Below are 19,785 nucleotides of genomic sequence, written 5' to 3'. Positions count from 1 at the left end.
GATGGGCGAGCCGCGCATAGCGGCGGCCCCGGAAAGTCTCATTCGACGGGCTCGGCGTCGAGCCGCGCGACCTTGCCGGCCAACGCCGCGCTGGCGGCCGGATAGCGGCGCATGACCAGCGGATCGTGGCCCGGCACGATGTGGGCTTCCGAATCGGCGAGCTCGCGCACGATCCGGTAGCCCTCCAGCATTTCTCCGACGTGATAGACCACGGGAAACGGATGCTGGCGCGACAGGTTGCCGTACAGATGCGTCGCGTCGGAGGCCAGCACCACCCACCCGCGCTTCGTCCACACTCGTACCACCTGCAGCCCGGCGGTGTGCCCGCCGACACGATGGACGGACAGCCCAGGGGAAATCTGGGCGCTGCCCTGGTGGAAACGCACGCGGCCCTGGTACAGCGTGCGCACGTAATCCACCACGTTCTCGACGTCGTAGGGGTGGCGCAACGCGCCGTGGCACATGCATGGCCCCGTGGCGTACGCCGCCTCGGCTTCTTGCAGGTGGAAGGTGGCGGCCGGAAACGAGGCCAGCGAACCGGCATGGTCGTAATGCAGGTGGGTAATGATGACTTGCTCGATGCGCGCGGCGTCCAGCTGCAGCTGGGCCAGCGCCTGCGGAATCGTCACCAGCAGTTCCCGCCCGCGTTCGCGCGCCGCCGCTTCGCCGAAACCCGTGTCGATGACATACGTTTCGGCGCCGCGCCGGGCGACCCAGATGTAGTAGTCCAGGTCCGACCCGGCATCGTGAAAATCGGCGCCGCCCAGGTAGTTGTGCTCGGCCAGTCTTCCGCGATGGCGCGCATATCGCAGGGCGTACAGTTCAAAGGGCTGAGTTTCGGACGGCATGATGGCGTCGATTCCGGTTGACGAGGTTTTCATCAGCGTCTTCCTAGCGGCCCAGCCATTGCGGCAACCACAGCGCCGTGTGCGGCACCGCCAGCACCACCAGCGCCAGCAGCACCAGCATGCCCACATACGGAAGACTGCCGCGTATGGCGTCCTGCAGGGCGCCCTGCCCTGCGCGCGTCACCACATAAAGGTTCATGCCGATCGGCGGCGTGATCAGGCCGATTTCCATCGCGATGACGAACAGCACGGCGAAATGCACGGGGTTCACGCCCAGCGCCACCATGGCGGGCAAAAGCATGGGCACCAGGATGAGCAGCATCGAGGTGGCCTCCATGAACATGCCCAGCACCAGCAGAATGGCCATGATCAGCAGGTTGAACTGCATGGGCTCCAGTCCCATGGCCTCGACGGCGGCCGCCACCCTGAAACCCAGGTCGACAATGCTCAGATAGTGGCCCAGCAACATGGCAGCGGCCAGGATGATCATGATCGCGCTGGTGTCGATCATCGACTTGCCCATGACACGCAGAATTTCCACCAGGCGCATCCGGCGGTAGAACAGCTGGCTGATCACCAGCGAATACACCACCGATACGATGGCGGCCTCGGTAGGCGTATAAATGCCGCCGTAGATGCCGCCCAGGATCATGACGGGCAGGAACAGGCTGGGCGCCGCCTGCTTCAGCGCGGCCAGCCGTTCGGCCATGCTGGCGCGCGGGCAACGCGGGTAATTCTTGATGCGCGCGATCAACATGGCACATACCAGCAGCGACAACACCGCCAGCAAGCCGGGAATCAACGCCGCGGAAAACAGCGCCACCACAGATTGATCGGTAATGAAGCCGTACAGGATCAGCGGGATGCTCGGCGGAATCAGAATACCCAGCGTTCCGCCGGCCGCCGTCACGCCCATGGCGTAGCCGCGGTCATAGCCGGCGGCCACCATGGCGGGGATGGAGATCGCCCCTATGGCCAGCGCAGTGGCCACGCTGGAGCCGGATATCGCCGAAAAAATCGCGCAGGCCAGAATGGTGGCCACTCCCAGGCCGCCCCACAAATGCCCCACCCATACCCGCGCGAACTTGACCAGCGCGTCGGATATGCCGCCCGCGGTCATCAGATTGGCCGTGATGACGAAAAAGGGCACGGCCATCAGCGTAAAGGGCGTCAGGCTGTTGTAGACGATCTCGGCCGAAGCCAGCAGGGGCAGGTCGGCGATGTAGAAGCCCAGCAGCGCGCTCAGGCCCAGCGCAAGGTAGATGGGCGCGCCTATGGCCAGCAGTGCGACCAGCAACAGGATGGGCAGGTAGTCAATCATGAGAAGCCCCCTGCGGCTGGCGGCGCAAGATACGGGCCACGAGCGCGATGCACGCAATGCCGAATCCCACCGGCACGGCCGCGCGCGCTATCCATTGCGGAAACTGCAGCGCGGTCGGCGACACTTCATTGAGCAGGTGGCGCTGCCAGGCGATCTCGATGCCGTAATACACCAGCATGGCCGCGAACAGCAGCGTCAATACCAGCGACAGCCACGACAGCGCGGACTGCCAGCGCGGCGACAGCCTTTCCACCAAGACCGTGGCGCGCAGATGTTCGTTAGAGAATTCGCCCAGCCCGAACGCAATGAGCGTGGCCCATACGATCAGGTACGTAATCAATTCGTCCGAAAAGCTGATTGCCATCGTGAACGCGTAGCGCGTCATCACGGCCACCACGCCAATCAGCGTCGTGACCAGCGCCACCGCGCCGAGCAGCACCAGCCCTTTGTCCCGCAAACTGCCAGCAGTCATCTCGCTCCCCCGAATGGGCGACAAGCAGGTAAGCGGCGCCCGCCGGGGCGCCGCGCCGTCGTTAGGCTTATTGCAGGCCGGCGCTGGCGCGCGCCAGCGCGGCCGCCTGCTCGAGCTTGGCAGACTGCACAAAGGCCGGCTCGGCCTTGCCCGCCGACTGCGCAAACGCGCGAACATCGGCCGGCTGCAGAACCTTCACCTGCACGCCCTTCTCGCGGAACCGCTCGATGGCGGCCGCATTGATACGCTCCAGTTCCGTGTCCTGCCAGCGCACCGATTCTTCCAGCGTGTCGAGCATCACCTGCTGCAGGTCGGGCGGAAGCTTGTTCCAGGCGCGCTGGTTCATGATCACCACGTAGGGGGTGTACTTGTGGTTGGCGTACGTCAGGTTGCCCACCAGTTCCCAGCCCTTGACGGAATCGAGCCCGGACATGGTGGTTTCCAGCCCGTCGATGACGCCCTGCAACAGCGCCGTGGGCACTTCGGGCCAGGCCATCTGCACCGGCTGCGCGCCCATGGCCTTGAACGTCTGCTCCACGAGGGGGTTGCCCACCACGCGGATTTTCTTGTCGGCAAAATCGGCCGGGGCCTGGATCAGCGAGGACTTGCGCGTGGTGCCCCACACCCAGGCGCCCATGTTGTAGTAGCCCAGGATCTTCACGCCCAGCTTGTCTTCGAACTTCTTGCCGAGCTCGCGTCCGAAGTCGCCGCCGAGCATGCGGCGGTACTGGTCATACGTAATGCCCCACATAGACGGCAGCTCGAACACCGCGGCCTCGGGCACGACGGCGGTCAGCAAGCCGCTGGGCGGCGCGCCCATGTCCACCGTACCGGACGACACGGCGGGAATGACGTTCACGTCGTTATAGAGCTGGGCGCTCGGATACACGCGGATGGCAATGCGTCCGCCCGATTTTTCCTTGGCCAGGTCGGCCCACTTCTGGTACGCCTGCACCTTGATGTTGGTCGTGGCCGAATCGGCCGAAAAGCGGAACCGGTATTCCTGCGCATGGGCAGCATGGCTGGCCAGCGCAGCCGCGGCGGACAATGCCAGAACAGAAAAGAACTTCATGACTCCTCCTTGTTTTCGTTTTGTAGGCACGACAAGCGGCCGGCAGGGATCAAGCCTTGCCTGAAAACCTATGTCGTGAGAAAGCGCACGCCCGGCCGAGGGGTGCAACTGCCGATTCGCCGCAGCCGGCCCCGCCGCACGGTGCCACGGGCGCGGCTTTAAGGGGCTATCGCGGCGCCTGCCGGATCGTTGCCGTTGCAAGCAGTATATCGACGGCAAAACGGCCGACAAGTGCCATTTGGTCAATCGCGCTTAGCGATATTCGAAGGGGCGCAGCGGGCGCGTGCAACGGGCGCGTGCAGCGGCGTGCGCGCTTGGCGCGCCAGTGGCGGGCAAACCCTTATTGCTGGACCAGGAAAGACAGCAGTTCCTGCGCCGGCGCATCCAGTTCGGCGCGCCGCGCGCAGAGCAGGATCTTGCGTTCGGCCCACGGGTCGGTCACGTGGATCATGCGGATGCGCAGGCTGGGCACATAGCTGCTTGCCGCGGCGCCGGACAGCATGCCGACACCCATGCCCGCCTCTACCATGCGGCACAGCGCCTCGAAGCTCTGCGTCTGCGCGCGCAGTTTCAGGTTCTTGCCGTGCACCGTGGCCGCCGACAGCATGCGCTCGGTCTGCAGGGCATTGGTGTCCAAGCCGATGAAGTCGTAGTCCAGCAGATCCTGGAACGCCACGCGTTCGGCGCGCAGGGGGTGGTCGTACGGCACTATGATGCAAAGCCGGTCGACCTTGTAGTCGTATACCTGCAGGCCTTCGACGGCCGCGCCTTCCATTACGATGCCGATGTCGCCCGCGCCCTCGCGGATGAAGGTGGGGATGTCGGCGCTGCGCCGTTCGCGCACTTCGATCTTGATGTGCGGGCGCGACGTGCTGAAGCGCGCGAGCTCTTGCGGCAGGCCTTGCGCCATGGCAGTGGTGTTGACGAACAGCCGCACGCTGCCGCGGATGCCGCCCACGTATTCGGCCAGTTCCTGCTGCATGCGCTCGACTTCCTGCAGCACCTTGTCGATGCCCCGCGCCACGATGATGCCTGCGGGCGTGGGCTCGATGCCGCCGCCAGGGGGGCGCCCAAAAAACTCGATGCCAAACTGGTGTTCCAGCAGCGAAATGCGCCGGCTGGCCGCCGACAGCGTGATGTGCATGCGGTCGGCGGCTTTGGACAGGCTGCGGCTTTCTACCGCGTGTCGCAGCAAGGCAAGCGAGGTGAGATCAGGCAGCACATCAGAACTGGTACGTATACGTCAGCTGCACCACGTCCAGGCCCGGGTTGGGGCGCTTGATGCTGGCATTCGAAAAGTGGGAATAGCGCAGCCCGAGCCGGTTGTTGGGGGTGATCATGAAGCCCAGGCCCAGGTGGTCGCCGAACTGGAATGCGGTACTGATTTTTTCGTCGGCGAACTTGGTGCTGGTGAACGCCGTGGCGCCGATGCCGGCTTCGACGTAGAAGCGGTCGGTCATCCACCAGCGGAACATGGGGATGGCGTTGAACTGCCAGACGCTGCTGGGCGAACGCGATCCGCTGGCCCACCAATAGGCCGCGCCGAATTCGCCGGTAAGATCGATCCGCCCCCAGTTGCCGCCAAACTTGTAGAGCTGCAGGCCCGGCGTCTCGTACACGAGTTCGGCGCGCTGGTAATGCTCGCCCACGCCGTAATGCAGGCCGATGCCGCCTTGCGTGGTTTCCTGGGCCTGCGCCGCGCCTGCCAGGCCGGCGAACGAGAGCGCGGCCAGAGCCGCCCGCAGCTTTTTATTATTGCAATTCAGCATGAATGCTCCTGTGTTTTCGACGCACCAGTAAACATAGCAGAATTTTTCCTGTCGCCGCGCCTCAGGCAGCGACCACATCGGCCGGTTGGTCGGTCAGCAACGCCAGCAGGCGGGCAATTTCTTCACGCAGTTGACGCCGGTCGACCACCATGTCGATGGCGCCTTTCTGCAACAGGAACTCGGCGCGCTGGAAGCCTTCGGGCAGCTTTTCGCGCACGGTCTGCTCGATGACGCGAGGGCCGGCAAAACCGATCAGGGCCTTGGGTTCGGCAATGACCACGTCGCCCATGAACGCAAAGCTGGCCGACACCCCGCCCATGGTGGGATCGGTCAGCACGCTGATGAAAGGCAGCCCCGCGGCCGACAGGCGCGTCAGCATGGCGTTGGTCTTGGCCATTTGCATCAGCGACAGCAGGCTTTCCTGCATGCGGGCGCCGCCGGACGCCGCCACGCAGATGAAAGGCGTCTTGTTGTCCAGGGCCGCCTGCGCGCCGCGCGCGAATCGCTCGCCGACGACCGAACCCATGGAGCCGCCCATGAACTCGAACTCGAAACATGCCACCACCGCCGGCACGCCGCGGATCGAGCCGCTCATGACCACCAGCGCGTCGGTTTCGCCGGTTTGCTTCATGGCTTCCTGGACGCGCTCGGGGTACTTGCGGGTGTCCTTGAACTTGAGCGAGTCGACCGACCGGGTGTTCTGGCCGATCTCGATGCGCCCTTCTACGTCCAGCAGCGAGTCCAGGCGGGCGCGCGAGCCGATGCGCATGTGATGGTCGCACTTGGGGCACACATGCAGATTGGCGGCGAGATCTTCGCTGTACAGCACCGACTCGCAAGAAGGACACTTGACCCACAGGCCCTCGGGTACGCGGCGTGCGCCGCTGTCGTTGGTTTTGTTGATGCGGGGCGGCAGGAGTTTTTCGATCCAGCTCATGGTCGTTCTTCCGTTGTGGGCATCGCGCGGCGGCTTCAGGCCGGCGGATTGCCTCGTTTGATTTGATCGAGCGCCTGCCGGATGCCGGCCAGCCACTGGCTGGCGGCGGCCACGGCGGCCTCGGTTTGCTTGCCTGCGGGCGCGGCGGCGGTCGCCTGCTCCATGGTTTCGATAAGCTTGCTGCCGATGACCACCGCATCGGCGGCGCGCGCGATGTTCTGCGCACTGGCGGCGTCCCGGATGCCGAAGCCCACGCCCACCGGAATGCTGACATGGCGGCGGATCTGGGCCAGGCGGGCGGCGACGTCGGCCGTGTCGAGGCTGCCCGCGCCCGTGACGCCCTTGAGCGACACGTAATACACGTAGCCCCGCGCGATGCCGGCAATGGCCCGGATGCGCGCTTCGGTCGAAGTGGGCGCCAGCAGGAAAATGGGCGCAATGCCGCGGGCGTTGAGTTGCGCGGCGAATTCGTCGACTTCTTCGGGCGGATAGTCGACCACCAGCACGCCATCCACGCCGGCCGCCTGGGCGGCGTTCGCGAATTCTTGCTGGCCCATGCGTTCGATGGGGTTGGCGTAGCCCATCAGCACCACGGGGGTGTCGCTGTCATCAAGGCGGAACTGGGCCACCAGGTCGAGCACCCGACGCAGGCCCACGCCCTGTGCGATGGCGCGCTCGGCGGCTCGCTGGATGACCGGCCCGTCGGCCATCGGGTCGGAAAACGGCACACCCAGCTCGACGATATCGGCGCCGGCCTGCACCAGCGCGTGCATCAGGGGCACGGTGGTCTCGGGGGATGGGTCGCCGGCGGCGATATAAGGGATGAGCGCGGCTGAGCGGCCGGATTCGGCCACCCTGGAAAACGCCGCGGCAATGCGATCGTTGGGGGTTGTCATGGTGTCAGAACTGGATGCCCGCGCGCTCGGCGACGGTATGCATGTCTTTGTCGCCGCGGCCGGACAGATTGACCAGGATGATCTTGTCGCGCGGCAACGTGGGCGCCATTTTCACGGCCTGGGCAATGGCATGCGACGATTCCAGCGCGGGCATGATGCCTTCGATGCGGCAGCAATCGTGGAAAGCGGCCAGGGCTTCTTCGTCGGTAATGCCCACGTACTGGGCGCGGCCGCTGTCTTTCAGCCAAGCGTGTTCGGGGCCCACGCCGGGATAGTCGAGCCCGGCCGACACCGAATGGGTTTCCTGCACCTGGCCGTCGGCGTCCTGGATGACGTACGTGCGGTTGCCGTGCAGCACGCCCACCTGGCCCGCAGCCAGCGACGCCGCATGGCGGCCGCTGGACAGCCCTTCGCCGGCGGCCTCGACGCCCACCAGCTGCACCTGCTCATAGGGAATATAGGGGTAGAAAATGCCCATGGCATTCGAACCGCCGCCCACCGACGCCACCACGTAGTCGGGCTGGCGACCCGCGTCTTGCGGCATTTGCTCAAGGCATTCGTTGCCGATGACGGTCTGGAAATCGCGCACCATGCGGGGGTACGGGTCCGGCCCGGCCACCGTGCCGATGATATAGAACGTGTTTTCGATGTTGGTGACCCAGTCGCGCATGGCTTCGTTGAGCGCGTCTTTCAGGGTGCGCGACCCGGACTCCACCGGCACCACGGTGGCGCCCAGCAGCTTCATCCGATAGACATTGGACGCCTGGCGCCGCACGTCTTCACTGCCCATGTACACCACGCATTCCATGCCATAGCGGGCCGCGACCGTGGCCGTGGCAACGCCATGCTGGCCCGCGCCGGTCTCGGCGATGACGCGCGGCTTGCCCATGTGGCGGGCCAGCAGCGCCTGGCCAATGCAGTTATTGACCTTGTGCGCGCCCGTATGGTTGAGGTCTTCGCGCTTGAACCAGATCTGCGCGCCGCCCAGTTCGCGCGACCAGCGCTCGGCATGGTACACGGGGCTGGGCCGCCCGACGAAGTGCTTGAGTTCGTAGTTGAAGGCCTCGATGAACTTGGGGTCGAGCCGGCACCGGTCGTAAGCGGTACGCAGTTCGGCAAGCGCGTGCATCAGCGTTTCGGCGACGAACACGCCGCCATACTGGCCGAAATGGCCCTGGGCATCCGGAAGGTCGTAAGAATTCACCAGTTTCTCCTGGGCCGGCGGCAAACGGCCGTTTGCCGCGAAGCCCGCTTCGCAACCCGACATTTTACCCGAGCGCATGGCCTGCGCCCCCGCGCCGGCGGAGAATGCCGCTACGCCAGCGACTGGCCCAGGCGGCGCAGGAACTTCTCGCAGTCGGCCAGCTGGTCCAGGGCGACATATTCGTCGGCCTTGTGCGCCTGCTCGATATGGCCCGGGCCGCACACCACCGTGGGCACGCCCAGGTTGTGGAACAGGCCGGCCTCGGTTCCGTACGCCACTTTGCGGGTGGCGCGGTCGTTGGTCAGGGCGCGCACCAATTGGGTAATGGCAGCCTCTTCCGAGGCGTCCATGCCGGGCGCCATGGCGCCGGTCGTGATATCTATGCGTGCGCCTTCGTACTCGGCGCGCATGGCCGGCAACAGCGTTTCCTGCACATAGCGCTCGACTTCGGCCTGTATGGAGTCGGCGGGCATGCCCGGCAGGTTGCGGAACTCGTAGGTGAATTCGCAATGCTCGGGAATGGTATTGACCGCGATGCCGCCCTGGATCAGGTTGGTGGTCAGGGTGGAATACGGCACGTCGTAGAACTCGTCGTAGGGCCCTTGCGCCTTGAAAGCGTCGGCCAGTTCGCGGATGCGGCAGATCAGGCGGGCCGCATACTCGATGGCGTTGCAGCCGCGGGGGGTCAGCGACGAATGCGCCGCCCTGCCCTGGACGCAGCAATTGAACAGGTTGATACCCTTGTGCGCCACCACCACCTGCATGCCGGTGGGCTCGCCCACCACGCAGCCGTCGGGCCGGATGCCCCGGTCGCGCAGCTCTGCCAGCATGACCGGCGCGCCCACGCAGCCCACCTCTTCGTCATAGGAAAACGCCAGGTGGATGGGCTTTTTGCGCGGCATGGCCAGGAATTCGGGCACCAGCGCCAGGGATGCGGCGATGAACCCCTTCATGTCGCACGCGCCGCGCCCGTACAGGCGACCATCTGCCTCGGCCAGGCTGAACGGGTCGGTGGACCAGTCCTGCCCGTCGACGGGCACCACGTCGGTATGGCCCGACAGGACGATGCCGCCCTGTTCGCCGCCGTCGCTGGCCGGCAGGGTGGCAAACAGGTTGGCCTTGCTGCCATCGGGATTGTGGGCCAGCCACGCTGTCACCCCCTGGGATTTCAAGCTGTCGCGCACGGTCTCGATCAGGCCCAGGTTGGAATTCCGGCTGGTGGTGTCAATACCGACCAGGGTTTGCAGCCACGTACGCGTATCCATGTCATGAATCCCCACGGGTAAAACGCTGAGTGTAGGACAGAATGTCGCCCGCCCTCCAGGGGTGAAGGTGTCTGACACCCTGCGGGAGTCAGACACCAGCGGAATGTGCCTGGCGTCGGCGAGGTCTGACAAAGATACAAGGTGTCTGACACCCTACGGGAGTCAGACACCAGCGGAATGTGCCTGGCGCCGGCGAGGTCTGATCAAGATACAAGGTGGCTCGCCGTGGTGTCTGACTCCCGCAGGGTGTCAGACACCGTCCATCGAGACAAACCCGATAGCCTAGTTCCGGGCCGCCGAGATCACGCCCTGCACTTCCGACAGCGCCGCCATGGCTTTGCCCAGCGACTCGCCGCCGCGCACTTCCACCGTGAAGATCATGTGCGCCAGCGACTGGCGGCTCTGGGTGTTGACGCCGACGACATTCAGCCTGAGCCGGGCGAACACTTCCGACAGGTCGCGCAGCAGCCCCGAGCGGTCATGCGCCCGCACACTGATGTCGACCGGATAAAAGGTTTCGGAGGTTTCGCCCCACGCTACGTCGATGACCCGTTCCGGTTCGCGCGCCGCCAGCGCCTGGTAGCTGCGGCAGCCTGTGCGATGAATGGAAACCCCCCTGCCACGCGTCACGAAGCCGGCGATTTCGTCCGGCGGCGCCGGGCGGCAGCAGCGCGCCAGCTGCGTCAACAGCGAATCCACGCCCACCACCAGCACGCCGCTCTTGCCGCTGCGGGCCGCGCTGTCGGCGCTGTGCGCATTGGCCAGGTCGGCCGCGTCGGGTTCGGGTGCGGGCGCCGGCTGCTGGAACACGGCGTCGATCTGCCGCAGGCTGAACTCGTCTTTGGCGGCAGCCACGTACAGGTCATCCGCGCGCGCAAAGCCCAGGCTCTGGGCCAATTGTTCGAGGTTGACCGCCGTCTTGCCCAGCCGCTGCAGTTCTTTTTCAACCAGCGCCTGCCCGGCGGTGATCCGCTGCTGCAGCTCGATGGCGTTGAACCACATGCGGACTTTGGCGCGCGCCCGGGGGCTGGCCAGAAAGCCGAGCTGGGGGTTGAGCCAGTCGCGCGACGGCCCGCCGGACTTGGCGGCAATGATTTCGACGGTCTGGCCCGTAGCCAGCTGTGTCTGCAGCGGGACCATCTGGCCATCTACGCGTGCGCCGCGGCAGCGGTGGCCCAGGTCGGTGTGCAGGTGATAGGCGAAGTCCACCGGCGTGGCGCCGGCAGGCAGCTCGATGACACGCGCCTGCGGCGTCAGGACGTAGATGCGCTCGTCGCGCGGCGCACGGCTGGGCACGGGCTGTTTGCCCCCCGTTTCCACGTCGGCATTCCAGGCCAGCAGCTGGCGCATCCAGGACAGCTGGCGATCGTAGTCGCTGGATGCGGCCACCTGCCCGCCCTTGGCGCCCGCTTCTTTGTAGCGCCAGTGCGCCGCCATGCCGTACTCGGCAAACTCGTGCATGCCGCGCGTGCGGATCTGCACTTCGAAAGGCCGGCCGTCCGCATCGGTCACCACCGTATGCAGCGACCGGTAGCCGTTGGGCTTGGGGCGGGATATATAGTCGTCGAATTCGTCGGCCAGTGGCGTCCACATATCGTGCACCAGGCCCAGCGCTGTATAGCAGGCCCGCACATCGTCGACGATGATGCGCAGCGCGCGCAGGTCATAAAGCTGCGCGAATTCCAGGCCCTTCAGGCGCATCTTGTTCCAGATGCTGTAGATGTGCTTGGGCCGCCCGCTGACCTCGGCGGCGATGCCCGCTTTGGCCAGCGCCGCCTGCACCTGCTCGATGGCGTTGGCGATAAAGGCTTCGCGTTCCACCCGCTTTTCTTCGAGCAGCCGCGCAATCTGCTTATACCGGTCGGGCTCCAGGAAGCGGAACGCCAGGTCTTCCATTTCCCACTTGATCTGCCAGATGCCCAGGCGGTTGGCCAGTGGGGTATACAGGTCGAGGGTTTCCTGGGCGAAGGCCGGCGCGCAGGGTTTTCTGGACTCGGCATGCCAGCGCAGCGTCTGCAGGCGCGAGGCCAGGCGCATCAGCACAATGCGCAGGTCGGCCGCCATGGCCAGCAGCATCTTGCGCTGCATTTCTTTCTGGTCGACGCTGTCGGCCTCGCTGTCGCTGGCATGCCGCGCCACCATGCCCAGGCGCAGCAGCGCGCGTGCGCCCTGCACCAGGCGTGCGATCTCGCTACCGAATTCGGCGGCGATGGGGTCGTTGCGCAACGGCGGGGCCGGCTGCGCGAGGTCGACCGGCAAGGTGGCCAGCAACGCGGCCACGCGCGTGGCCGCGTCGGTCTGCAGGCCCGCCAGGATGCGCACCGCGCCGGCCGCGTGGCATGCCACGGGCTCGCCGGTGGGGGTGAACTGGCCTGCGAACTGCGGCGTGGCCCAGGCTACCGCGCTGTCGATCTGCTGCAGCGCATCGGGCTCGAGCCCGGCGCCGGCCATCTCACGCCAGGAATCGTCGAACGGCGAGAACGTATCGGTATGAGTAGTTACGGACATCGCGCACGAAGCTGGCCGGAAAATAGCGGGATTTTCCTACACTCTACACTAAGCGCAAAGGCCGCGACGCGCGCGGCCGGCATGATGAAGGAACCCATAGTTATGTTGCGATGGCTGAAGGGCCGCGGCGCCTCTGCCTCGGAGGTTGCGCAGGTGCGCGACCGCATTGAGCCCGGGCTGTGGAGCCGGGTATTGCAGGCGCATCCTTTCCTGGCCGCGCTGGACGCGGACGAGCGCGAACAGCTGCTGGCGCGCGCCGCCTGGCTGCTGGCAAGCAAGAACCTCAACGGCGCGCGGGGGCTGGAGCCCGACGACTTCATGCGCCTGTCGATCGGCGCCCAGGCCGCGCTGCCCATCCTGAATCTGTCGCCCACCCTGTACGAAGGATGGGACGAGATCATCGTATATCCCGAAGGTTTTTCCATACGGCGCGTACACCAGGACGATGCGGGGGTGGTGCACGAATACGATGAAGCCGCGGCGGGCGAAGCCTGGGACGGCGGGCCGGTGATTCTTTCGTGGGCCGACGCCCTGCCTCGCGAAGGCGCCTTTAATGTCGTCATCCACGAGTTCGCGCACAAGCTCGACCTGGCGTCGGGGCAGGCCGACGGCATGCCGTCGCTTGCGGCCCACCCGGACCTGTCGCCGCGCACCTGGCAGCACATTCTGGAAACATCGCTGGACCGCTTCACCGAGGCGCTGGATGCCATCGAGTCCGCGATTCCCGGCCATATCGACCCCGAGAGCCCCGACGCCGACCCCTGGTATGGCCAGTTGCCGCTGGACCCGTACGCGGCCACGGACGAAGCCGAGTTTTTTGCGGTCAGTTCGGAACATTTTTTTGTGGACCCCGAGCCGCTGGCCCGCGCCTTGCCCGAATGGTTCGAGCTGCTGCGCGCCTACTATCGCCAGGACCCCCTGGCGCGCCTGGCGCACGTTGCCCCGGCGGGGCTGCCATGAAACGGCTGCTGATCGTCTGGCACTCGCGCACCGGCGCGGCGCGGCAGATGGCGGCAAGCATGGCCAGCGGCGCACGCGCGGCGGCCCGCGAGCTGGGATTGCGCGACCGCCTGCAGGTCAGTTTGCGGCGCGCTCGCAATGTGGAGCCCACCCATGTGCTGCAGGCCGACGGCTTGCTGTTCTGCGCACCCGAAAACCTGGGCGGGCTCAGCGGCGAAATGAAAGAATTCTTCGACCGCTGCTACTACCCCGTGATCGACCGGATAGCCGGACGCCCGTACGGGCTGGCCATCAGCGCCGGCACCGATGGCGCCGCAGCGGCCCGGCAAACCGATCGCATCTGCACCGGCTGGAGGCTGCGTGCAGCCTGTCCCCCGCTCATCGAACGTAACGGTGCGCAGACGCCGCAAGCCATCCTGGCCCCCAAGGTCGTGCCGGAAGCGGCGCTCGCCCGCAGCGCAGAGCTGGGCGGGCTGCTGGCCGCCACCCTGCTTGCGGGCGAAACCTGATGCTATAGCAACCCGATGCTATAGCCGGCCGGTAAGCAGCATGACGATCAACACGATCACGACGATGCCCAGCAGGCCGCTGGGATAGTAGCCCCAGCCCCGGCTGTACGGCCAGGCAGGAAAGGCGCCGATCAGCAGCAGGATCAGGAGGATCAGCAAAATAGTGCCCATAGCGTGCTCCTTGTGGTTGTCATAGCGGCCCGGTCGCCGCCCGCCGCCCCTCTGCAAGCGCCGTGCCCGACCTTTGCCTGGCCCGACCGCCCATAAAAAACCCCGGCCGTGCCGGGGTTTTCGCAGCGCTGGTGGGCGGGACGTCAGTTCACCGCCGCGGTCACCACGATCTCGACTTTGTAGTCGGGGTTGGCCAGCCGGGCTTCCACCGTCGCGCGCGGAGGCGAATTGCCCGCCGCCACCCACTCGTCCCAGGCCTGGTTCATGGCGTCGAACTCTTTCATATTGGCCACGAAAATCTGCGCCATCAGGATCTTGGTCTTGTCGGTGCCGGCCTCGGCCAGCAGGCGATCGATGGTCGCCAGCACCTGGCGGGTCTGGCCCGCCATGTCCAGCGTGGCGTCGTCGGGCACCTGGCCGGCCAGGTACGCCACACCGTTATACACAGCCATGTCGGACAACCGTTTTTCCACGTTGACGCGTCGGATACTGCTCATTGAAATCCCCTGAATAGAGACGTTGTTGAAAATTGCGCCGCCGGGCCGCATCAGGCCGGCGGCAGCTGGAAGACCTGTCGCAGGTAGGCCAGATAGGCGGGATCGTCGCACATGGTTTTCTCGGGTGCGTCGGACACCTTGGCCACGGGCTGGCCGTTGCACCGCACCATCTTCATCACGATCTGCAGCGGCTCGTGGCCCAGGTCGTTGGTCAGGTTGGTGCCTATGCCGAACGACACTTTGCAGCGGCCGGCAAACTGCCTGGCCAGTTCGATCGCGCGCGGAAAGGTCAGCGAATCCGAAAACACCAGCGTCTTGGCGCGCGGGTCGACGCGGTTTTTGCGGTAGTGGTCCAGCAGCCGTTCGCCCCACACGAAGGGGTCGCCCGAATCGTGCCGCGCGCCGTCGAACAGCTTGCAGAAGTACATATCGAAATCGCGCAGGAAGGCGTCCATGCCGTACACGTCGGACAGTGCAATGCCCAGGTCGCCGCGATATTCCTTGGCCCACACTTCCAGCGCGAACACCTGCGAATCGCGCAGCCGCGGGCCGAGCGCCTGGCAGGCCTGCAGGTATTCGTGTCCCATGGTGCCCAGGGGCAGCACGTTGTGCTTCATGGCCAGCAGCACATTGCTGGTGCCGGCAAAGTGCTGGCCCATGCGGGCCTTCATGGTGGACACGATTTCTTCGTGCCATATCTTCGAGAACCGGCGGCGGGTGCCGTACTCGGCAACGCGGAAATCCGCCAGGGCCGGATCGTCGAGCACCAGGTTCATCTTGGACTGCAGGCGATGGCGCCCTTCTGCCCAGTTCGGATCGCGGCGCGTGTTGCGGAAATAGACCTCATTGACGATGGCCAGCACCGGGATCTCGAACAGGATCGTATGCAGCCACGGCCCCTGGACGGTGATGGAGATTTCGCCGGGCGACTCGCCCTCGCCGATGTGTATGCATCGTTCGGGCAGATGGAACAGGCGCAGGAAATCAACGAAGTCGCTTTTGATAAAGCGCAAATTTCCCAGGTACTGCAATTCTTCGTCTGTGAAGCGCAACTGGCACAATGCGTGCACTTCGTCCCGGATCTCGTCGAGATAGGGTCGCAAGTTGATGCCTGGGGTACGGCACTTGTACCGGTACTCGACCTGGGCAGCGGGAAAATGATGCAATACCACTTGCATCATTGAGAACTTGTACAGGTCAGTGTCGAGCAGCGAAGTGATTATCATGATGGCGCGATACGGGCGCCGCTCCGGCGCCACACGTTTCGTCACACCATAGCACAAGCAGCGCGTCAGTCCGTGCCGCTGCCGCCACTACCGTTCCCAGGGTTATGGTCGCCCCAGCCCCCCGCATTGGGTAAAATCCTGAAAAAGTCAAAGCTGTCGCTTGCCGGAGTCCTGAATGACCCACGTCGTTACCGAAAACTGTATCAAATGCAAGTACACCGATTGTGTCGACGTGTGCCCCGTGGACTGTTTCCGCGAAGGTCCGAACTTCCTGGTCATCGACCCTGACGAATGCATCGATTGCGCCGTGTGCATCCCCGAATGCCCGGCCAACGCCATTTACGCCGAAGAAGACGTGCCGGCCGACCAGGTGCAGTTCATCGCGCTCAACGCCGAACTGACCCCGGAATTCGCGCCCATCAGCCGCGCCAAGAAACCGCTGCCCGAAGCCGACGACTGGAACGGCGTGCCGGACAAACTGCAACACCTGGAGCGCTAGCGGCTGCGGCTGCAGCGCGACCGCCCTGCCCTTGATGACCGATACCAAATACACGCGCCAAACCGTCACCCACGTCCACACCTGGGTTCCGGACAAGCTGTTCTCGGTGCGTGTCACGCGCGATCCGTCCTTCGACTTCAAGGCCGGGCAATTCGCCCGCGTGGGCCTGCCCGAAGCCGACACGCCCGATGCCGCGCCCACCCTGTGGCGCGCCTATTCCATGGTGTCGGCTCCGCACGAACCGGGACTGGAGTTCTATTCCATCGTCGTGCCCGAAGGCCTGTTCAGCCCGCGCATGGCGCGCCTGCAGGTGGGCGACCCGCTCTATATCGAAAAGAACCCGTTCGGGTTCCTGACCATCGACCGCTTTCCCCCCGGCGGCGACCTCTGGCTGCTGGCCACGGGCACCGGCCTGTCGGCCTACCTGTCCATTCTGCGCGACCCGGCTACCTGGCATTCGTTCGAGCGCATCATTCTGGTCCACGGGGTGCGCACGGCGGCCGAACTGGCCTACCGCGACGAGATCCTGGCATGGCAGGGCCGGCCCGGTTTCGCCCCTTTTTTCCAGCAGGATCCCCGCAAACTGGTGTACCTGCCCATCGCCACGCGCGAGGCATTGCCTGGCGCGCCGCAGGCGCGCCTGACCACGCTCATTGCCGATGGCCGGCTCGAACAAGCGGCGGGCGCCGCGCTCGACCCCGAGCGCGCCAAGGTCATGCTCTGCGGCAACCCCGCGATGCTGGCCGACGCACGCAAGCTGCTGGGCGAGCGCGGTTTCAAGCCCGGCCGCCGCGGCATCCCCGGCAATCTGGCCGTCGAAAACTACTGGTAGGCCTGCCGGCATCGGCCGGCGGGTCGCATTTTCGCAACACAATCGGCCCGATTGGCACCGGTTTCCAAGACAGTTTGGATATATCCTTACACGCGTCCGTAATAAACCGACCCTTCCAGTCCGGGATCCTGCCCCTATGCTGTATCACCTGCACGAACTACAGCGCGCCTTCCTGACCCCGCTGGCGGCTTTCACCGACGCCAGCTCGCAGTTGTTTTCGAGCCCGTTCAGCCCACTGGCGTACACGCCGCTGTCGCGGCAACTGGCTGCCAGCTGTGAGCTGATGCACCGGTTGGGAAAGGAATACCAGAAGCCGGCCTGGAACCTTCCCACTACCCGCATCGATAACCGCACGGTACGTGTGACGGAAACGGCGGCCATCGAAAAGCCTTTCTGCCGCCTGCTGCACTTCGAACGCGCCGCACGCCGCACCGACCCGCGCGTGCTGCTGGTGGCGCCCCTGTCGGGCCACCACGCCACCCTGTTGCGCGATACGGTGCGGGCCCTGCTGCCGGCGCACGACGTCTACGTGACCGACTGGCTCGATGCGCGCATGGTGCCTGTATCGCAAGGCCGGTTCCACCTGGACGACTACGTGCGCTACATCCAGGAGTTCATCCGCTACCTGGGGCCCGACGTGCATGTGATCTCGGTCTGCCAGCCCACCGTGCCCGTTCTGGCGGCCATCGCGCTGATGGCGTCGGAAAACGATCCGCACCAGCCCCGCAGCATGGTGATGATGGGCGGCCCTATCGATCCCCGCCAGTCGCCCACGCAGGTCAACCGCCTGGCCACCACCAAGCCGCACTCGTGGTTCGAGTCGCAGCTGATCGACACGGTGCCGGCGCGCTACCCGGGCGCGGGCCGGCGCGTGTATCCGGGGTTCCTGCAGCACGCGGGGTTCGTCGCCATGAACCCCGACCGCCACCTGCGCTCGCATTACGACTTCTACCTGGACCTGCTGCGCGGCGACGACAGCGACGCGCAAGCGCACCGGCGGTTCTACGATGAATACAACGCGGTGCTGGACATGCCCGCCGAGTTCTACCTGGACACCATCCGCGTGGTGTTCCAGGAATTCCAGCTGCCCAACGGCACCTGGCGCGTAGATGGCCGGCCCGTGCGACCGGCCGACATCAAGAAGGTGGCCTTGTTCACCATCGAAGGCGAGCTCGACGATATCTCCGGTCAGGGCCAGACGCGCGCGGCCATCGATCTGTGCCGCGGCATTCCCGCGGCGCGCAAGCAGCACTACACGGCGCCCGGCTGCGGCCACTACGGCATTTTTGCGGGCCGGCGCTGGCGCGAGATGATCTGTCCTAAAATCGCGGAATTCATTCGCCAGTGCTAGTGCTGGCGCGCGGGCCCTTGCGGCCCCGCTGCTGTCTTTTCCGCCATGTCCTGTTCTTCCCTAGCCGACCGCATCGATGCACTGCTGCCCCAGACCCAGTGCACCAAGTGCGGATACGACGGCTGCCGGCCTTACGCGCACGCCATCGCCGATGGCTCCGCCCCGATCAACCGCTGCCCGCCCGGCGGTGACGCCGGCATCGCCGCGCTGGCGGCGCTGCTCGATACCGCCGCGCTGCCGCTGGACACCGCACGCGGCGCGCCCGGTCCGCTCATGGTTGCGCGCATCGACGAGGCGCACTGCATCGGCTGCACGCTTTGCATCCGCGCCTGTCCGGTAGACGCCATCGTCGGCGCGAACAAGCGCATGCATACCGTGCTGGCCGACTGGTGCACCGGTTGCGATCTGTGCGTTGCACCCTGCCCGGTCGACTGTATCGAGATGGTGCCTGCCCGGCGCGAGTGGACGCCGGCCGACGCCGCGGCCAGCCGCCAGCGGCACGAGGCGCGTCAGGCGCGGCTGGCGCGCGAAACTGCAGACAACGCCCGCCTGATGGCCGCCAGCGCCGACACGCCTGTCGAGCCCCGGCCATCGGCGTCCACGCAAGATGACGCCCGCAAGCGGGCCGCCATTGAATCCGCCCTGGCACGCGCCCGGGCCCGACGCAACGCATCGAGTCCATGAACGCCGCCAAACGACGCGCCATCTTCGCCCGCCTGCAGGCGGCCAACCCCAGCCCCACCACCGAACTCGAATACGACACCCCCTTTCAACTGTTGATTGCGGTGCTGTTGTCGGCGCAGGCCACCGACAAGTCAGTGAACCTGGCGACGCGCAAGTTCTTTCCCGCCCACGGCACGCCTGAAGGCATGCTGGCGCTGGGCGAAGAAGGGCTGGCCGAATACATCAAGACCATCGGCCTGTATCGCACCAAGGCCAAGAACGCCATTGCGACCTGCCGGCTGCTTATCGAGCGCCACGGCGGCCAGGTGCCGCAGACGCGCGAAGAACTCGAAGCCCTGCCCGGCGTGGGACGCAAGACGGCGAACGTCGTGCTCAACACCGCCTTCGGACAACCCACGATGGCAGTCGATACGCACATCTTCCGCGTGTCCAACCGCACGGGCATCGCGCCCGGCAAGAATGTGCTCGAAGTCGAGCTCAGGCTCGAGAAACTCGTGCCGCCCGAATACCGCCAGGACGCGCACCACTGGCTGATCCTGCACGGCCGCTACATCTGCGTGGCGCGCAAGCCCAAATGCCCGCAGTGCGGCATTGCCGACTTGTGCGAGTACAAGGCGAAAACCCTGTCGGCATAAGGGTTCATGGCCCACAATGTCGGCTGACCGACAATCTGGGCACATAGTGCGAATGACTTATGAGAAACCCTCATGGAATTTTGGGGGATACCTCCTCATACTCGCCGGCAACCCTATAAAAAACCAGCG

General features: G+C 65.5%; 20 protein-coding genes and 1 pseudogene. 7 read left to right on the top strand and 14 right to left on the bottom strand.

Annotated elements, in window-relative coordinates; translation table 11 throughout:
• Positions 1 to 38: 38 nt before the first annotated feature.
• The 11 genes from CAL19_RS04730 to CAL19_RS04680 all read right to left on the bottom strand — a co-directional run bounded on the left by CAL19_RS04730 (position 39) and on the right by CAL19_RS04680 (position 12,292).
• A complete protein-coding gene (locus tag CAL19_RS04730; RefSeq protein ID WP_432759159.1) occupies positions 39 to 881 on the bottom strand; it encodes an N-acyl homoserine lactonase family protein in 843 nt (280 codons plus the stop codon).
• A 10-nt stretch (positions 882 to 891) separates the two neighbouring features.
• Positions 892 to 2,169, bottom strand: a complete 1,278-nt coding sequence (locus CAL19_RS04725) for a TRAP transporter large permease (protein ID WP_094796144.1) — start codon at positions 2,167 to 2,169, stop codon at positions 892 to 894.
• Complete coding sequence (locus tag CAL19_RS04720) at positions 2,162 to 2,641, bottom strand: TRAP transporter small permease (protein ID WP_026640345.1); 480 nt, start codon at positions 2,639 to 2,641, stop codon at positions 2,162 to 2,164. The genes CAL19_RS04725 and CAL19_RS04720 overlap by 8 nt, the downstream gene beginning before the upstream one ends.
• A 67-nt stretch (positions 2,642 to 2,708) precedes the next feature.
• Entirely contained in the window at positions 2,709 to 3,713 is a 1,005-nt protein-coding gene (locus CAL19_RS04715) for a TRAP transporter substrate-binding protein (protein ID WP_026640344.1), read from the bottom strand.
• Positions 3,714 to 4,053: 340 nt separating this feature from the next.
• The gene (locus CAL19_RS04710; RefSeq protein WP_026640343.1) at positions 4,054 to 4,935 is read right to left on the bottom strand and encodes a LysR family transcriptional regulator; all 882 of its coding nucleotides are present in this window, start codon (positions 4,933 to 4,935) and stop codon (positions 4,054 to 4,056) included.
• 1 nt (position 4,936) lies between these two features.
• Positions 4,937 to 5,482: an acyloxyacyl hydrolase gene (locus CAL19_RS04705; protein WP_026640342.1), complete on the bottom strand. Its 546-nt coding sequence runs from the start codon at positions 5,480 to 5,482 to the stop codon at positions 4,937 to 4,939.
• A 61-nt stretch (positions 5,483 to 5,543) separates the two neighbouring features.
• Complete coding sequence (accD, locus tag CAL19_RS04700; RefSeq protein ID WP_026640341.1) at positions 5,544 to 6,419, bottom strand: acetyl-CoA carboxylase, carboxyltransferase subunit beta; 876 nt, start codon at positions 6,417 to 6,419, stop codon at positions 5,544 to 5,546.
• Positions 6,420 to 6,454: 35 nt separating this feature from the next.
• Entirely contained in the window at positions 6,455 to 7,315 is an 861-nt protein-coding gene (gene trpA, locus CAL19_RS04695) for a tryptophan synthase subunit alpha (RefSeq protein WP_094796143.1), read from the bottom strand.
• A gap of 4 nt (positions 7,316 to 7,319) precedes the next feature.
• On the bottom strand, positions 7,320 to 8,519 hold the full coding sequence (gene trpB, locus CAL19_RS04690) for a tryptophan synthase subunit beta (RefSeq protein WP_026640339.1): 1,200 nt from the start codon (positions 8,517 to 8,519) through the stop codon (positions 7,320 to 7,322).
• A 110-nt stretch (positions 8,520 to 8,629) separates the two neighbouring features.
• Positions 8,630 to 9,784 carry an acetylornithine deacetylase gene (gene argE / locus CAL19_RS04685; protein WP_026640338.1) on the bottom strand — a complete coding sequence of 385 codons (1,155 nt, stop codon included), beginning with the start codon at positions 9,782 to 9,784 and terminating at the stop codon, positions 8,630 to 8,632.
• A gap of 282 nt (positions 9,785 to 10,066) precedes the next feature.
• Positions 10,067 to 12,292, bottom strand: coding sequence for a RelA/SpoT family protein (locus CAL19_RS04680; RefSeq protein ID WP_094796142.1), 2,226 nt, complete (start codon positions 12,290 to 12,292; stop codon positions 10,067 to 10,069).
• Between the two features lie 102 nt (positions 12,293 to 12,394).
• Between CAL19_RS04680 and CAL19_RS04675 the strand changes: the two genes are divergently transcribed.
• Positions 12,395 to 13,252: a zinc-dependent peptidase gene (locus CAL19_RS04675; protein WP_094796141.1), complete on the top strand. Its 858-nt coding sequence runs from the start codon at positions 12,395 to 12,397 to the stop codon at positions 13,250 to 13,252.
• Complete coding sequence (locus CAL19_RS04670) at positions 13,249 to 13,761, top strand: flavodoxin family protein (RefSeq protein WP_094796140.1); 513 nt, start codon at positions 13,249 to 13,251, stop codon at positions 13,759 to 13,761. Before CAL19_RS04675 ends, CAL19_RS04670 begins: the two co-directional genes overlap by 4 nt.
• Positions 13,762 to 13,779: 18 nt before the next feature.
• Here the strand turns inward: CAL19_RS04670 and CAL19_RS04665 are convergent, their stop codons facing one another.
• The 3 genes from CAL19_RS04665 to pncB all read right to left on the bottom strand — a co-directional run bounded on the left by CAL19_RS04665 (position 13,780) and on the right by pncB (position 15,655).
• Positions 13,780 to 13,932, bottom strand: a complete 153-nt coding sequence (locus CAL19_RS04665; protein ID WP_038852464.1) for a DUF3309 domain-containing protein — start codon at positions 13,930 to 13,932, stop codon at positions 13,780 to 13,782.
• 143 nt (positions 13,933 to 14,075) lie between these two features.
• A complete protein-coding gene (locus CAL19_RS04660; protein ID WP_094796139.1) occupies positions 14,076 to 14,429 on the bottom strand; it encodes a RidA family protein in 354 nt (117 codons plus the stop codon).
• A gap of 50 nt (positions 14,430 to 14,479) precedes the next feature.
• The gene (pncB, locus tag CAL19_RS04655; protein ID WP_038852463.1) at positions 14,480 to 15,655 is read right to left on the bottom strand and encodes a nicotinate phosphoribosyltransferase; all 1,176 of its coding nucleotides are present in this window, start codon (positions 15,653 to 15,655) and stop codon (positions 14,480 to 14,482) included.
• A 175-nt stretch (positions 15,656 to 15,830) separates the two neighbouring features.
• On the opposite strand from pncB, the gene fdxA reads away from it, so the two are divergent.
• The 5 genes and pseudogenes from fdxA to nth all read left to right on the top strand — a co-directional run bounded on the left by fdxA (position 15,831) and on the right by nth (position 19,656).
• Positions 15,831 to 16,154: a ferredoxin FdxA gene (fdxA, locus tag CAL19_RS04650; RefSeq protein WP_026640332.1), complete on the top strand. Its 324-nt coding sequence runs from the start codon at positions 15,831 to 15,833 to the stop codon at positions 16,152 to 16,154.
• A gap of 34 nt (positions 16,155 to 16,188) precedes the next feature.
• Positions 16,189 to 16,986 carry a ferredoxin--NADP reductase gene (locus CAL19_RS04645; RefSeq protein ID WP_026640331.1) on the top strand — a complete coding sequence of 266 codons (798 nt, stop codon included), beginning with the start codon at positions 16,189 to 16,191 and terminating at the stop codon, positions 16,984 to 16,986.
• A 136-nt stretch (positions 16,987 to 17,122) separates the two neighbouring features.
• Positions 17,123 to 18,337 carry a polyhydroxyalkanoate depolymerase gene (locus tag CAL19_RS04640; protein ID WP_094796138.1) on the top strand — a complete coding sequence of 405 codons (1,215 nt, stop codon included), beginning with the start codon at positions 17,123 to 17,125 and terminating at the stop codon, positions 18,335 to 18,337.
• A gap of 39 nt (positions 18,338 to 18,376) precedes the next feature.
• Positions 18,377 to 19,021: pseudogene (gene rsxB / locus CAL19_RS04635) on the top strand (electron transport complex subunit RsxB); the annotation flags it as partial.
• The gene (nth, locus tag CAL19_RS04630; protein WP_026640328.1) at positions 19,018 to 19,656 is read left to right on the top strand and encodes an endonuclease III; all 639 of its coding nucleotides are present in this window, start codon (positions 19,018 to 19,020) and stop codon (positions 19,654 to 19,656) included. The pseudogene rsxB and the gene nth, both read left to right, overlap by 4 nt.
• The last annotated feature ends 129 nt before the right edge of the window (positions 19,657 to 19,785 follow it).

Origin of the sequence: Bordetella genomosp. 7, assembly GCF_002261265.1 — a bacterium.
Taxonomy (GTDB): domain Bacteria; phylum Pseudomonadota; class Gammaproteobacteria; order Burkholderiales; family Burkholderiaceae_B; genus Bordetella_A.
The sequence above is the reverse complement of the archived record's forward strand: the minus strand, read 5'-3'. Positions and strand labels throughout refer to the sequence as shown.

Coding starts and splice junctions, on each gene's coding strand:
- CAL19_RS04730 (WP_432759159.1), bottom strand. CDS start 881: ATGAAAACCTCGTCAACCGGAATCGACGCCATCATGCCGTCCGAAACT.
- CAL19_RS04725 (WP_094796144.1), bottom strand. CDS start 2,169: ATGATTGACTACCTGCCCATCCTGTTGCTGGTCGCACTGCTGGCCATA.
- CAL19_RS04720 (WP_026640345.1), bottom strand. CDS start 2,641: ATGACTGCTGGCAGTTTGCGGGACAAAGGGCTGGTGCTGCTCGGCGCG.
- CAL19_RS04715 (WP_026640344.1), bottom strand. CDS start 3,713: ATGAAGTTCTTTTCTGTTCTGGCATTGTCCGCCGCGGCTGCGCTGGCC.
- CAL19_RS04705 (WP_026640342.1), bottom strand. CDS start 5,482: ATGCTGAATTGCAATAATAAAAAGCTGCGGGCGGCTCTGGCCGCGCTC.
- accD (WP_026640341.1), bottom strand. CDS start 6,419: ATGAGCTGGATCGAAAAACTCCTGCCGCCCCGCATCAACAAAACCAAC.
- trpA (WP_094796143.1), bottom strand. CDS start 7,315: ATGACAACCCCCAACGATCGCATTGCCGCGGCGTTTTCCAGGGTGGCC.
- argE (WP_026640338.1), bottom strand. CDS start 9,784: ATGGATACGCGTACGTGGCTGCAAACCCTGGTCGGTATTGACACCACC.
- CAL19_RS04680 (WP_094796142.1), bottom strand. CDS start 12,292: ATGTCCGTAACTACTCATACCGATACGTTCTCGCCGTTCGACGATTCC.
- CAL19_RS04675 (WP_094796141.1), top strand. CDS start 12,395: ATGTTGCGATGGCTGAAGGGCCGCGGCGCCTCTGCCTCGGAGGTTGCG.
- CAL19_RS04670 (WP_094796140.1), top strand. CDS start 13,249: ATGAAACGGCTGCTGATCGTCTGGCACTCGCGCACCGGCGCGGCGCGG.
- CAL19_RS04665 (WP_038852464.1), bottom strand. CDS start 13,932: ATGGGCACTATTTTGCTGATCCTCCTGATCCTGCTGCTGATCGGCGCC.
- CAL19_RS04660 (WP_094796139.1), bottom strand. CDS start 14,429: ATGAGCAGTATCCGACGCGTCAACGTGGAAAAACGGTTGTCCGACATG.
- pncB (WP_038852463.1), bottom strand. CDS start 15,655: ATGATAATCACTTCGCTGCTCGACACTGACCTGTACAAGTTCTCAATG.
- fdxA (WP_026640332.1), top strand. CDS start 15,831: ATGACCCACGTCGTTACCGAAAACTGTATCAAATGCAAGTACACCGAT.
- CAL19_RS04645 (WP_026640331.1), top strand. CDS start 16,189: ATGACCGATACCAAATACACGCGCCAAACCGTCACCCACGTCCACACC.
- CAL19_RS04640 (WP_094796138.1), top strand. CDS start 17,123: ATGCTGTATCACCTGCACGAACTACAGCGCGCCTTCCTGACCCCGCTG.
- nth (WP_026640328.1), top strand. CDS start 19,018: ATGAACGCCGCCAAACGACGCGCCATCTTCGCCCGCCTGCAGGCGGCC.